This is a genomic window from Streptomyces sp. WAC04114 (assembly GCF_019733245.1).
GTDB classification, from domain to species: domain Bacteria; phylum Actinomycetota; class Actinomycetes; order Streptomycetales; family Streptomycetaceae; genus Streptomyces; species Streptomyces massasporeus_A.
Genome location: NZ_JAIGQA010000204.1, coordinates 1 through 13500, shown reverse-complemented (window position 1 = coordinate 13500; position 13500 = coordinate 1). Strand labels below are relative to the sequence as shown.

9 protein-coding genes are annotated in these 13500 nt (G+C 72.1%); 3 read left to right on the top strand and 6 right to left on the bottom strand.

The window, feature by feature from the left end; genetic code table 11:
• Nucleotides 1–289 precede the first annotated feature (289 nt).
• Nucleotides 290–2227 carry a glycogen debranching N-terminal domain-containing protein gene (locus K4G64_RS34015; protein WP_221759768.1) on the bottom strand — a complete coding sequence of 646 codons (1938 nt, stop codon included), beginning with the start codon at nt 2225–2227 and terminating at the stop codon, nt 290–292.
• Nucleotides 2224–3636, bottom strand: a complete 1413-nt coding sequence (locus K4G64_RS34010) for a hypothetical protein (RefSeq protein ID WP_221759767.1) — start codon at nt 3634–3636, stop codon at nt 2224–2226. The genes K4G64_RS34015 and K4G64_RS34010 overlap by 4 nt, the downstream gene beginning before the upstream one ends.
• 121 nt (nt 3637–3757) lie before the next feature.
• Between K4G64_RS34010 and K4G64_RS34005 the strand changes: the two genes are divergently transcribed.
• Both K4G64_RS34005 and ppdK read left to right on the top strand, forming a co-directional pair.
• Complete coding sequence (locus K4G64_RS34005; protein WP_221759766.1) at nt 3758–4984, top strand: ROK family transcriptional regulator; 1227 nt, start codon at nt 3758–3760, stop codon at nt 4982–4984.
• 406 nt (nt 4985–5390) lie between these two features.
• Complete coding sequence (gene ppdK / locus K4G64_RS34000; protein WP_374206478.1) at nt 5391–8138, top strand: pyruvate, phosphate dikinase; 2748 nt, start codon at nt 5391–5393, stop codon at nt 8136–8138.
• Nucleotides 8139–8259: 121 nt separating this feature from the next.
• Here the strand turns inward: ppdK and K4G64_RS33995 are convergent, their stop codons facing one another.
• The 4 genes from K4G64_RS33995 to K4G64_RS33980 form a co-directional block, all read right to left on the bottom strand.
• On the bottom strand, nt 8260–8778 hold the full coding sequence (locus K4G64_RS33995; RefSeq protein ID WP_221759764.1) for an NUDIX hydrolase: 519 nt from the start codon (nt 8776–8778) through the stop codon (nt 8260–8262).
• A gap of 115 nt (nt 8779–8893) precedes the next feature.
• Entirely contained in the window at nt 8894–10051 is a 1158-nt protein-coding gene (locus tag K4G64_RS33990) for an alkaline phosphatase PhoX (protein WP_221759763.1), read from the bottom strand.
• Between the two features lie 168 nt (nt 10052–10219).
• Nucleotides 10220–11707, bottom strand: coding sequence for a HAMP domain-containing sensor histidine kinase (locus tag K4G64_RS33985; RefSeq protein ID WP_221759762.1), 1488 nt, complete (start codon nt 11705–11707; stop codon nt 10220–10222).
• The gene (locus tag K4G64_RS33980; protein WP_221759761.1) at nt 11704–12576 is read right to left on the bottom strand and encodes a response regulator transcription factor; all 873 of its coding nucleotides are present in this window, start codon (nt 12574–12576) and stop codon (nt 11704–11706) included. The genes K4G64_RS33985 and K4G64_RS33980 overlap by 4 nt, the downstream gene beginning before the upstream one ends.
• A gap of 217 nt (nt 12577–12793) precedes the next feature.
• Between K4G64_RS33980 and K4G64_RS33975 the strand changes: the two genes are divergently transcribed.
• Nucleotides 12794–13399, top strand: a complete 606-nt coding sequence (locus tag K4G64_RS33975) for a carbonic anhydrase (protein ID WP_221759760.1) — start codon at nt 12794–12796, stop codon at nt 13397–13399.
• Nucleotides 13400–13500: the final 101 nt, after the last annotated feature.

Here is a 13500-nt window from a genome sequence, read left to right as displayed (position 1 = left end):
GTCCGGGCGCCGCCGCCCGCTCTCTCTCGTCCTCCCCGCTCTCCCCGCTCTCCCCGCCCTCCGTCTTCTCGGCATCTGCCTCTGATATGCCGTCACCCGGCTGCGGCGGCTCGCTGAAGCGTGTGAAGACAGGCACCCGGAGGTCCTTCCCGTTCAAAACCCGGTGAGGTGGCGGACCCGGGTGGGGGTGCGGGTCCGCCACCGTTCCGTACGGCGCGTCCACCAGGTGTGTTCAGCCCGCCGGGCCAGCGCTCGGCAAACACCCGGCAAACGGCGGACCAACCGGCCCTCAGACCACACCGACCGCCGTGAGCAGCGCCAACGGGGCGGACGCGGAACGGGATTCACGCACGCACGCGTACGGGTACGGCACCGGCTCCGGGTGCGTGTCGCGGCCGTAGCCCGCCAGGACCTCCGGGAGCCGGTGGCCGGTCGCGCCCGCCGCGTCGACCAGGCCGTGGGCGATCGCACGGGCCTCGTCGTGCAGCCCGTAGCGGGCCAGGCCCAGCGCGATCAGCGCGTTGTCGTGCGGCCAGACCGAGCCGCGGTGGTAGGAGAGCGGGTGGTACGCCGGCTGCCCGGCGGCCAGGGTGCGCACGCCCCAGCCGGAGAAGAAGTCGGGTTCGAGGAGCCGCCGTCCGACCAGTTCGCCGTACTCCTTGTCCAGCAGCCCCGACCAGAGCAGGTGCCCGGCGTCGGAGGCCAGCGCGTCGACCTGCGTGCCCCGGCCGTCCAGCGCGAGGGCGGGGAAGGAGTGCTCCGGCATCCAGAAGTCCCGCTGGAAACGGTCGCGCAGGTCGCCGGCCGTCTGCTCCAGCAGGTGGGCGTACGTCATGTCCTGCCACACCGTGCGGGCGAGGTTCGCCGTGCGGCGCAGGGCGTCATAGGCGTAGCCCTGGGCGCCGGCGGCCGTCACCGGGCCGTGCGGGCGGGTGCCGTCGGCGGAGCAGATGGCGCCGGGGGAGTCCTTCCAGTTCTGGTTGGCGAGGCCGCCCTGGTCGGCGCGGTAGACGAGGTAGCCGCGCGAGGTGAGGCCGCCGTGGTCGAGCATCCAGGTGACGGCGGCCCGGGCGTGGGGTTCGAGGCGGCGGGCCGGGCCCGTGTCGCCGGTGTGCTCGGTGTACGCGCCGAGCAGGACGAGGAACAGCGGGGTGGCGTCGACGGAGCCGTAGTAGCGGCCGTAGGGGACCTGGCCGAAGTGGGCCAGTTCGCCGTGGCGTACCTCGTGCACGATCTTGCCCGGCTGGGCGATCCCGTCGGGGCCGGTCCCGGTGGCCTGGGTCGCGGCGAGCGCGGCCAGGGTGGCGGCGGCCGGCCCCGGCCGGTAGGGCAGGGCGAACAGCGAGGTCAGCAGGGCGTCCCGGCCCAGCAGCGTCAGGAACCAGGGGGCGCCGGCGGCCGGGACGCGCAGCTCCTCGCCATCCGGGCCGGTCGCCGGGACCTGGAGGGCGGCGAGGTCGGCGAGCCCCCGGGCGCAGGCGGCGGCCAGCTCGGGCCACCCCTCGGGGAAGGCCACGTCCTTGATGAACTCCTCCTCCCGGGCGCGCAGTCGACCTCGCGCCGCGGCGGGGGAGTGGGGGACGCGCAGGGCGCGCCGGTCGCCGTGCGGGCGGGCCATGACCCGCAGGGTCAGCTCGGCGGTGCCGTGCGGTTCGAGGTCCAGGGTCCACGACAGGCGGCGGGCGCCGGTGCCGGTCTCCTCCACTGCGTCGGGCCGGGGGTCGGCCGTCACGGTCGTGACGGAGTGCCACTCGCCACGCCGGTAGGCGAACTCCACGCCGTGCGTGAGCGTGTGGCGGGAGCGGACGGCCCCGGCCTTGGTGTAGGTGCGGTGGTCGGAGCGCAGCTCGAACTGGTCGGTGAAGTCGGCGTCGGCGGTGACCGCGAGGTGGACCGTCGTCGGCACCGGGCGGTTGCTGGTGACGCGCAGCGACTCCACGAACGAGGAGTCCCCGACGGCCTGTTCGCGGAAGAGCGTGTACGCGGGCGGTTCGGCGCGCCCGCCGCGCGGGACGAGCACGCAGCGCGCGGTGTCCCCGTCGGCCACCGGGGTCAGCGTGTCGGGCACCGCCCCGTCGACGGTGAGCTGCCACCGGCTCAAGTGCCGGGCATCCCGTACGAACAAGCCGTCCGGGGCGCTGCCGCCCCGGTAGCCGCTGATGTCGCCGCGATCGCCGACGGCGGCGAACGTCCGGCCGTGCACGAGCAGATGATGCCGGTCCGTCATGCCGGGTCCTCTCCCTTGATCGCCGTGAGGCCGTTCCTGCCCCGTGCGGGTCGGTCGTGCAGCAAATCGAGCGTGAGCGCGGCGGTCCAGCCGAAGCCGGTGACGCCGCAGGCCTGTGCCGTGTACGGGTCGACGTACTCCGCGAAGCCGGAGGCGCCGGCGGTGTGCAGCATGCCCTTGCGCAGGGCGTCGGCCCGGCCGCACTCGCCGTGCCGCCGCAGCCCGCGCTCCAGCAGCCAGTTGGTGTTGAACCAGGCCGGGCCGCGCCAGTAGCGGTGCGGGTCGAAGGCCTCGCCGAGCAGGTCGTAGCTCGGGACCAGGCGGGTCGTGCCGCCGAGGCCGAAGTGCGGGCCGCACATCGTGCGGACCAGGGTGGCCGCGAGGTCGCGGGGCAGGTCCGGCAGCAGCAGGGGGATCAGCCCGGACACACCGAGCTCCGGGACCGGTTCCCCGGCGCGCACGTCCCGGCACAGGAACATGCCCGCCGCCGGGTCCCACAGCCGCTCCACCAGGGCCGCCGTCAGGCGCTCCGCGCGGGCCCGCCGTGCCGATCCGGTCACGCCCAGCTCCTGGGCGATCCGGTCCAGGGCGTACTCGGAGGCGGCGAGCAGCGCGTTGAACGCCGGGTCCTCCACGGCGAAGTCGCCGGGGCCGTCGGCGTATCCGCGGTCCCGGTAGTCGGCCGCCAGCCGTACGTACCGCCCGTAGTCCAGATCCGTCGGCCGGTCCTCGGGGGCGCCGTGGTCGAGGTCGGCGCGGCGGAAGGAGCGGGCCGGGGCCGGGGTGACCCGGGACAACGGGCGGTCCCAGCAGGGGCTGTTGTCCATACCCTGTTCCCAGGGGTGCACCACGGACACCAGTCCGCCCCCGCCGAGGTCGCGCCGGTGCAGGAGGTAGTCGTGCCAGGCGGCCAGCCGGGGGTACGCACGGGCGAGGAAGCCACGCGCCCGGGACAGGCCCGGGTCGGCGAGGTGCACCAGCCATGCGGCCAGGGCGTGGACCGGTGGCTGCACGATCCCGGAGGTCTGTACGGTGCGCGGGGCGCCGGCGGAGTGCCCGGCGGTCGAGGAGCACCAGAAGTCGGGGCTCGGGAAGTAGGCGTCGAGGGGGACGGAGGGGTTGAAGACGATGTGCGGGATCCGCCCGTCCGCCCACTGGGCCGCCAGCAGCGTCTCCAGTTCCGTCTGGGCCCGTAACGGCGAGAGGTGCCGCAGGCCGATCGCGACGAACGCCGAGTCCCACGACCACTGGTGCGGGTACAGCCCGCGCGAGGGCACCGTGGACGTCCCCGTCCAGCCGGCCTCCAGCACGGCGGCAGCCCTGACGTGCAAGGGAGGCGCGGTGCCGGGCGGTTCGTATGCAACGGTGCGTCCTGGGGGACGCGAGGGGCGTTGTGCGGTGCGGTCCACTCGGGGCTCTCCGAAAAGACGTCCGGCCAGCCGGTTCGGCTGCGGCTACCGTGGGGTTACGTCTATTTAACACGCAGAACCCACTATGTAAGGCAAGGTTGGGAAACACAAGGGGGTGTGCATGACCGGACAGCCCGGGAGAACCGGACGAGGCGCGGGTCAGGCGAGCGCCGGCGACCTGCTCGAACTGGTGCGCAGTCGACGCGCCGTGACCCGGGGTGCCCTGCAACAGGCGACCGGACTGTCCCGGGCCACCGTCGGGCAGCGGCTGGACCGGCTCTTCCGTGCCGGCTGGCTGCGCGAGGGCGCCGGCGGGCCGGTGGACTCGCCCCTGGGCGGGCGGCCCTCCATCACCCTGGAGTTCGACGACGAGCACGCGGTGGTCCTGGCCGCCGACCTCGACACCCGGCATGCCCGGGCCGCCGTGCTGTCACTGAGCGGTGAGATCCTCGCCGAGCACTCCGGCACCCTCGTCATCGAGGACGGACCGGACGTCGTCCTCGGCGAACTCGGCGGCTGGTTCGCCGAGTTGCTGGTCAAGACCGGGCATGGGGCCGAGGCGGTCTGCGGGGTCGGGCTCGCGGTGCCCGGCCCGGTCGACACCGACACCGGCCGGGTCGTCCAGCCGCCGATCATGCCGGGCTGGGACGGCTACGACATAAGGGGCCGGATGGCCCGGGCGCTCGCCGAGCACGCGGACGCCGCCGCGGTGCCGGTGCTGGTGGACAACGACGCCAACCTCATGGCCTACGGCGAACAGCGCACCGGCTACCCGGACTGCTCCGCCTTCGTGCTGGTGAAGGTCTCCACCGGCATCGGCGCCGGGGTCGTGGTGGACGGCGCGGTGTTCCGGGGCATCGACGGCGGCGCCGGCGACATCGGGCACATCCGGGTGCCGGAGGGCGCCGAGGCGCTGTGCCGGTGCGGTTCCTACGGCTGTCTGGCCGCCCTCGCGAGCGGCGGCGCGGTCGCGCGGCGGCTGGCGGAGGCCGGGGTGCCGGCGGCCTCCGGCTCGGACGTTCGGGACCTGCTGGCGTCCGGGCACCCGGAGGCGGTCGGACTCGCCCGGGAGGCCGGGCGCCGGGTCGGGGACGTCCTCGCGACGGTCGTGACGCTACTCAACCCCGGCGTGCTGATGATCGCCGGGGATCTGGCCGGAACTCCCTTCCTGACAGGGGTCCGCGAACTGCTGTACCAGCGGGCGCTGCCCCGCTCCACCGCCCACCTGGAGGTGGTCACCGCGCGGCTGGGTGAGCGGGCCGCGCTGGTGGGAGCCGGTGCCATGGTGGTGGAGCACCTCTACGCGCCCGAGCGGATCGAGGAGCGGCTGCGCGCGCTCGGGGTGTGACGGCCGTGTTTCCGTTCCGAGGCACGTCCGCATGGTGAAATCCCGGCGGCTGTGGCAGCGTGATTCTCGCCACCCCTGATAAGGGTTGCGCTCAGATGAGCAGATCGTGAGCGGCTGCACTTCTCCAAGGGGTGGCACTGAGTGCCACGCTTTGATCGTTCATCGAGCGAAATCAAATGTGCGGAAACTCCGCTCAGATGAGCGCGCAGTGGGCCTCAGGAAGGCTCTTGCGTTCAAGAAGTGAAAACATGCGGCTGTGATCGCTTGCTCAGCCTTGACTTTCGATCCGCTGGCGGACGAGTGGTTACAGGCGCATGACGCACGAGTGGACGTACCCAGACGCCTTTGATCTGGGTATGTTCCTGCCCGTCAGGGCAGCCACCGCGTCCTCGAGGAGTCGAGACCCGTGTCGGAAAACAAAGATCTTCAGGTAGCTGAGCACGGCACCAGCGTTGAGGGCGTGAAGTTCGTCTATGACTTCACCGAGGGCAACAAGGACCTCAAGGACCTCCTCGGTGGCAAGGGCGCGAACCTCGCGGAGATGACCAATCTGGGCCTTCCGGTCCCTCCCGGCTTCACCATCACCACCGAGGCCTGCAAGGTCTACCTGGAGAGCGGCGAGGAGCCCGCGGCACTGCGTGACGAGGTGAGTGCACACCTCGACGCGCTCGAGGCCCGCATGGGCAAGAAGCTCGGCCAGGCCGACGACCCGCTGCTCGTGTCCGTGCGCTCGGGCGCCAAGTTCTCCATGCCCGGCATGATGGACACCGTCCTCAACATCGGCCTCTCCGACAAGTCGGTGCAGGGCCTGGCCAAGCAGGCCGGCGACGACCGGTTCGCGTGGGACTCCTACCGCCGCCTCATCCAGATGTTCGGCAAGACCGTCCTGGGCGTCGACGGCGAGCTGTTCGAGGACGCGCTGGACGCGGCCAAAGCCGCCAAGAAGGTCACGGTCGACACCGAGCTGGAGGCGGCCGACCTCAAGAAGCTCGTCACCAAGTTCAAGAAGATCGTCAAGACCGAGGCCGGCCGGGACTTCCCGCAGGACCCGCGCGAGCAGATGGACCTCGCCATCCACGCGGTCTTCGACTCCTGGAACACCGACCGCGCCAAGCTCTACCGCCGCCAGGAGCGCATCCCCGGCGACCTCGGTACCGCGGTCAACGTCTGCTCCATGGTCTTCGGCAACCTCGGCCCCGACTCCGGCACCGGTGTCGCCTTCACCCGCGACCCCGCCTCCGGTCACCAGGGCGTCTACGGCGACTACCTCCAGAACGCGCAGGGCGAGGACGTCGTCGCGGGCATCCGCAACACCGTGCCGCTCGCCGAGCTGGAGCAGATCGACAAGAAGTCGTACGACCAGCTGATGCAGATCATGGAGACGCTGGAGAACCACTACAAGGATCTCTGCGACATCGAGTTCACCATCGAGCGCGGTGTGCTGTGGATGCTCCAGACCCGCGTCGGCAAGCGCACCGCGGGCGCGGCCTTCCGCATCGCGACCCAGCTGGTGGACCAGGGCCTGATCGACGAGGCCGAGGCGCTCACCCGCGTCAACGGCGCCCAGCTGGCGCAGCTGATGTTCCCGCGCTTCGACGAGAGCGCCAAGGTCGAGCAGGTCGGGCGCGGCATCGCCGCCTCCCCGGGCGCGGCCGTCGGCAAGGCCGTCTTCGACTCCTACACGGCCGTGAAGTGGTCGCGTTCCGGCGAGAAGGTCATCCTGATCCGCCGTGAGACCAACCCCGACGACCTGGACGGCATGATCGCCGCCGAGGGCATCCTGACCTCCCGCGGCGGCAAGACCTCCCACGCGGCCGTCGTCGCGCGCGGCATGGGCAAGACCTGTGTCTGCGGCGCCGAGGAGCTGGAGGTCGACACCAAGCGCCGCCGGATGACCGTCCCGGGCGGCCACGTCGTCGAGGAGGGCGACGTCGTCTCCATCGACGGCTCCTCCGGCAAGGTCTACCTCGGTGAGGTACCCGTCGTGCCGTCGCCGGTCGTGGAGTACTTCGAGGGCCGGATGCACCCCGGCGCCGACGACGCCGACGAGCTCGTCGAGGCCGTCCACCGCATGATGGCCTTCGCCGACCGCAAGCGCCGCCTGCGGGTGCGCGCCAACGCCGACAACGCCGAGGACGCGCTGCGCGCCCGCCGCTTCGGCGCCCAGGGCATCGGCCTGTGCCGCACCGAGCACATGTTCCTCGGCGACCGGCGCGAGCTGGTGGAGCGGCTGATCCTGGCCGACACGGACGCCGAGCGCGAGGAGTCCCTCAAGCAGCTGCTGCCGCTCCAGAAGCAGGACTTCGTGCAGCTCTTCGAGTCGATGGACGGCCTGCCGGTCACCGTCCGCCTGCTCGACCCGCCGCTGCACGAGTTCCTCCCGGACATCACCGAGCTGTCCGTCCGCGTGGCCCTCGCCGAGTCCCGCCAGGAGCCGCACGAGAACGAACTGCGCCTGCTCCAGGCGGTCCACCGCCTGCACGAGCAGAACCCGATGCTGGGTCTGCGCGGTGTGCGTCTCGGCCTGGTCATCCCCGGCCTGTTCACCATGCAGGTCCGGGCGATCGCCGAGGCCGCGGCCGAGCGCAAGGCCGCCAAGGGCGACCCGCGCGCCGAGATCATGATCCCGCTCGTCGGCACGGTCCAGGAGCTGGAGATCGTGCGCGAGGAGGCCGACGCGGTCATCGCCGAAGTGGAGGCGGCCTCGGGGGCGCAGCTGAAGCTGTCCATCGGCACGATGATCGAGCTGCCGCGCGCCGCGCTGACCGCCGGCCAGATCGCCGAGGCGGCGCAGTTCTTCTCCTTCGGCACGAACGACCTGACCCAGACGGTGTGGGGCTTCAGCCGGGACGACGTGGAGGCGAGCTTCTTCACGGCGTACCTGGAGAAGGGCATCTTCGGTGTCTCCCCGTTCGAGACGATCGACAAGGACGGTGTGGGCTCCCTGGTGAAGCTGGCCGCCAAGGCCGGCCGCGAGACCCGCCCCGACCTCAAGCTCGGCGTCTGCGGCGAGCACGGCGGCGACCCTGAGTCGGTCCACTTCTTCCACGAGGTCGGACTCGACTACGTCTCCTGCTCCCCGTTCCGCATCCCGGTGGCCCGCCTGGAAGCGGGCCGGGCGGCGGTCCAGTCCCAGGGCAGCGACCACCGCTGACGCGGGGGTAGAGAACCCGGAGCCGTCGGCGGTCCCCGACCCTCACCGATCGCGGCGGCTCCGGAGCACGAGACGAAGGGGCGGCACCTGTGCGGAGGTGCCGCCCCTTCGGCGTCCCCGCTTATCCGGGGAGCCCTTCCCGCAGGCACACGACGGTGCCGGTCCGGGCCGCGTCCAGCAGCGCGGCGAGGGTGGGCAGCCCGGTCGCCAGCGGGGTGGACTCCAGCTCGGCGAGGGCGAAGAAGCCGTGCCGGTCGTGCTCCACGCTGCGCCGGACGGGCTGCCCGGCCGGGAGCCGGCCACCGTGGAAGTAGAAGTCGATCACCGGCCCCGTCTCCAGCACATCGGCCCGGTGGTCGTACCCGAGGAACCGCAGGTCCTCTTCCAGGGTGATGCCGGTCTCCTCGTGCAACTCCCGGCGCGCGGCCCCTACGGGGTCCTCTCCGTGGTCGAGCATGCCGCCCGGCAGCCCCCACAGCCCCGCGGCGGGCAGCCCCCCGGCGTAGCGCAGCAGCAGGATCCGGTCCTCGGCGTCGAGCAGCAGGACGCAGGACGCGACGATGGTCTGCGGCAGTGTCTTGACCCACTCGGCACGGGGCAGCACACCCGGCGCGTTCGGGACGGGCACGGTCGTGTCCACGGTGGTGTTCCTTCCGTCGGCTGGACAGCCCGCTGCGAACTGCCCAACCGGTGGAACGGCCGGGCCCGCCGATGGTCACCGGCGGGCCCGGCTCAGGTGGCGCACGCGGCCCCCGTCACGAGCGGAACGGGCCCGTCACCTCGTACGTGATGCCGCCCGAGGAGCTGCCGCTGGTGCCGCGCTGGCTGGAGAAGTAGAGGCGGGTGCCGTTCGGGGAGAAGGCCGGGCCCGTGATCTCCGAGCCCGACTGGCCGTCGATACGCAGGAACGAGGCGACGACGTCGTCGGGGGTGATCACGCAGATCTCCATGTTGCCGCCGTCCTCGGCGACGAACAGGTCGCCCGAGGAGGTGCCGGTGATGTTGTCGACGCCGGTGAGCGGGGCCGTGCCGTTGACGAGGGAGTCGTCGTAGGCCAGTTCGTAGGTGTTGGTGAGGAGGTTCAGCTGCCAGACGCGGTTGTCGCCCTTGGTGGTGAACCAGACCGTGTCGTCGGCGTAGTGGCAGCCCTCGCCGCCGTTGAAGGACTTCGAGCCGGAGACCTGGGAGCGGGTGGCGGTGGGGGAGCCGTCCGGGTCGGGGACGTCGGCCCAGGAGAAGGAGCCGCTGGTGGCGCTGCCCGCGACCATCACCTGGAGGGTGCCGGACGACAGGTCGCCCCAGGTCGTCGGCACGAAGCGGTAGAAGCGGCCGTTCGTCTCGTCCTCGGTCAGGTAGATCACCTTGCGCACCGGGTCGGCGGCCGCCGCCTCGTGCTTGAAACGGCCCATCGCCGCGCGCTGCACCGCCGCGTTCGTGCCCCACGGGTCGGTCTCGTAGACGTAGCCGAGGGACACCTCCTCGCAGGACAGCCAGGTGTTCCAAGGCGTCTTGCCGCCCGCGCAGTTCTGCCGGGTGTTGGACAGGATGCGGTACGCGGCCGTGATCGCGCCCGTCGACGAGAACTTCACCGCGCTCGCGCCGCCCGAGGGGTTGATCTCGGAGTTGGAGACATAGATCCAGCCCGTGCCGTCGGCGTAACAGGCGCCGCCGTCCGGGGCGTTGTGCCAGGTGTACAACGTGGTCCCGACCCGCTGGCCCGACCGGGCGATGACGCGGCTGGTGAAGCCGGCGGGGAGTCTGATGCCGTTGGCGTCCGGGGAACCCAGCGGCCCGTAGGGGCCGGTGCCGGGCTGGGCCGGAGCCGCGTACGCGGCTCCGCGCCACAGGGTTCCGCCCAGAGCAGCCGATGTGCCGCCTAGGACGGCCGCACGCAGGAGGCTACGACGTTCCACTCTCGCTCCAAGAGGTGCCGTACCGCCCCGCCGCCGGTCGACGGCAGGGTTGTGCGTGGGGGAGGCGGAAAGGACGCTAGGGGCGCCGGATTGACGGGGCGTGGACAGCTCGTGGCCGTGGGGCGGCATGCTGTGTACCGCCTGTGCCCGCAGGGCGAGGACGCGTGCCTACGCCGGTAGCGCCGGCGCCTCCCGTCTCGGCCTCCTCGGGCGGTCGCCGCCCGGCCCCGGCGTGCCCTCGCCCGGCGGTCGCGCGGACGGCAGCCGGATCACCACGTCCAGACCGCCGGTCGCCGCCGCGCGCAACGCCGCCTCACCACCGCTGGCGTGGGCGAGGCGCTGCACCAGGGCCAGACCGAGACCCGTACCGCCCTTGGGGGCGCCCGGGGCGCGCCAGAAGCGGTCGAAGGCCCGGGCCCGCTGTTCCTCTGTCATGCCCGGCCCCTCGTCGGTGACATGCAGGTCGACCCAGCGGGGCCGGCTGTCGCGCAACGCCCGACGGGGCGGGGCGTGCAGCCGCAGCTCGATCGTGACGGTGCTGCCCTCCGGGGACGCCCGCAGCGCGTTGGACAGCAGGTTGTCCATGATCTGCTCGACGGCCCCCGGCACCGCCAGCACCGGGCCCACGCTCCCCGCGAAGAGCACGAGGGAGACGTCCTCCCGGGCGAACAGGGGCTGCCAGGTGCGGTGCCGCTCCGCGCAGATCGCGCCCAGGTCGACGGTGGCGGGGATGGCCGCGTGCTCCTCCAGCCGGGCCATGGCCAGCAGGTGCTCGACCATGCGGGCCAGCCGGTCCGTCTCGGTGACGGCGGCGGTGAGGCTGCCCCGGGCCCGGGCGGCGATGTCCGGCTCCAGGTTCTCCAGGCGAAGCCGCAGCGCCGCCAGCGGGGTCTTCAGCTGGTGCGAGGCCTCCCCCGCGAACGCCCGCTGGGAGGCCAGCAGATGGGCGAACCGGGCCGCGGTGTGGTTGAACGCGGCGGCCAGACTGCGCACTTCCGGCGGCCCCTTCGAGATGGTCACCGGCGCGAACCGACCGCCCTCGGCCAAGTCGTGCGTGGCCTGCTCCAGTTCACGGATGGGGCGGCCCGCCCAGCGGGCGAACGCGAAACCGACCACGGCCACCGCCGTCAGCACGGCGAACCCGCCCAGCGCGAGCAGCAGCCAGACGTGGTGCACCCGCTCGTGGACCGTCCTCGTCGGCACCGTCAGCCACACCGCACCCACCGGCCGCGCGTCCTGGCCGACCGGCGCGGCCACCGACAGATACTCCACCCCGCCGATCGTGGAGGTGCGGACGTCCACCGTCGACGTGCCGCGCAGCGCGGCCGCGATGCCCGGCCGGGCGGCCAGGGTGCCGGACATCCCGGGGTCCAGCCGGTGCGAGGCGGCGAGCAGCGTGCCCGCCGCGTCGACGATCACGACCTTGCCCCCGATGCGCTCCGCGCAGTGCGCCACCCGCCCGGGCAGGTCCCGCTCGGCCCGCCCCGCCGCGAGCGACAGCGCGGCGTACGCGGACACCGACTCGGCCTCGTCCTTCGCCGCGTTGACGACCCGCTCCCGCTCACCGCGCGAGTACACGAACCCCAGCGGGATCTCCAGGCAGAGCAGCACCAGCGCCGCGAGGCTGAGGTAGCTGAGCAGCAGCCGGCGGGTCACGGAGAGGCCACCTGCGCGGTCGGCCCCGTGTGCACCGACAGCCGGAAGCCGACGCCCCGCAGCGTCCTGATCCACGCCGGGTGCCCCAACTTGCGGCGCAGCGCGGCCACATGGACGTCCAGGGTCTTGGTCGGACCGTCGTAGTGCGGGTCCCAGACCCGGTCGAGGATCTGCTGCCGCGAGTAGACCGCGCCCGGGTCCTCGCTGAGCAGTGCCAGCAGGTCGAACTCCTTGGGCGTGAGCAGGACGGGGGCGTCGCCGACCCAGACCTGACGAGTGCGGCGGTCCACGACGAGCGGGCCCGGGTCCTGCGGCGATTCCGGTGCTGGGTCGTGCGCGGCGGTCGCGGGGGGTTCGTAGGAGAGGGCCGGGGCCGGTTCGTACGCGGGGGCGGGAGCCGGTTCGTAGGCGGAGGCCGCGGCGGGCTCGTACGCGAGGTCCGGAGCGGGGTCGTACGACGGCGACTCGGGGAGGCTCCGGGCGCCCGGAGCCTCGGGGAACGCCTGGTGGGCGCGTTGCGTGCGACGGGTCACCGCGCGGACCCGGGCGACCAGTTCCCGCACGCTGAATGGTTTCGCCAGGTAGTCGTCGGCGCCCAGTTCCAGGCCCAGCACGCGGTCGGCCTCCTCGCCGCGCGCGCTGAGGATGACGATCGGCACGTCCGAGACCTGCCGGATGCCGCGGCAGACGTCGATGCCGTCCATGTCCGGCAGCCCCAGGTCGAGCAGGACGACGTCGTTGTACGGGCCTCTCAGACCGTCCGTGCCGGTGGCGACGTGGTCGACCGCCAGTCCGAAGTTGCCGAGCCCTTCCATGAGCGGCTCGGCGATCGTCTCGTCGTCTTCGATGAGCAGCACTCGTAGGCCCATACGTCCTGTCTCTCCGTGAAACCGGCATGAATCCGGGCAGGGTGAATTCGCATCCCCCGCCGCGGAGTTCACACGCTACAAGAAGACGCTGCGTCTGGGAATGCGGGCAAAGAATGTTCAATTGCTGTCCGGGCTCTGGAGTTTGCTTAACCTTCTGTTGTAGGTCGGCGGTCTACGGTGGGGTGCACAGGATGAACTCCCAGTTCAGGAGGTTGCCTTGAAGACTTTGCTGGATCGTGCCCGCACGTTCAGGACACGCGTAGATTTCGACAGCGTTGCATACCGGAAACTGGCCGAGGGGCAATATCCGGAGGCGCTGTTCATTACCTGCTCGGACTCGCGCGTCATACCCGCGATGATCACGGGTGCCCAGCCCGGTGAGATATTCGAGCTACGGAACGCGGGAAATATCGTGCCGCCCTACGGACGACCCGGGGCCAGTGGAGAGGCGGCCACCATCGAGTACGCACTGGAGGTGCTCGGGGTTCAGGACATCGTGGTGTGCGGTCACTCACACTGCGGTGCGATGGGTGCGCTGAAGTCCGGCGACGACCTCACGTCCCTGCCCGGCGTGGACGCCTGGCTCCGCCTCGCCCGCCCGGAGCTGACCTCCGTACTGGAGACCGCGCCGGACGACCCGTCCCTGCCGGAGGTCTCCCAGGGCAATGTCGTCAACCAGCTGGCGGCACTGCGGAGTTACCCCGTGGTGCGCCGGCGCCTCGACTCGGGCCGGCTCCGGCTGCACGGCTGGTACTACGAGGTCGACACCGGTTTCGTCTACGAACTCGGCGACGAGGGCGACTTCCGGGTGCACGCCGCGTGAGCGGGGCGCCCACGCGGCGTGCCCCCGGAACTCGCCGCCCTCCGCGAGTCCGTACGCGACCCCGCTGCCGCCCTCGCTGCACCGGCCCGGTGCCCGGCGCC

What these genes read in the sequence shown, in the direction of transcription:
- K4G64_RS34015 (WP_221759768.1), bottom strand. Translation starts at nt 2,227, where the DNA reads ATGACGGACCGGCATCATCTGCTCGTGCACGGCCGGACGTTCGCCGCC.
- K4G64_RS34005 (WP_221759766.1), top strand. Translation starts at nt 3,758, where the DNA reads ATGACCGGACAGCCCGGGAGAACCGGACGAGGCGCGGGTCAGGCGAGC.
- K4G64_RS33980 (WP_221759761.1), bottom strand. Translation starts at nt 12,576, where the DNA reads ATGGGCCTACGAGTGCTGCTCATCGAAGACGACGAGACGATCGCCGAG.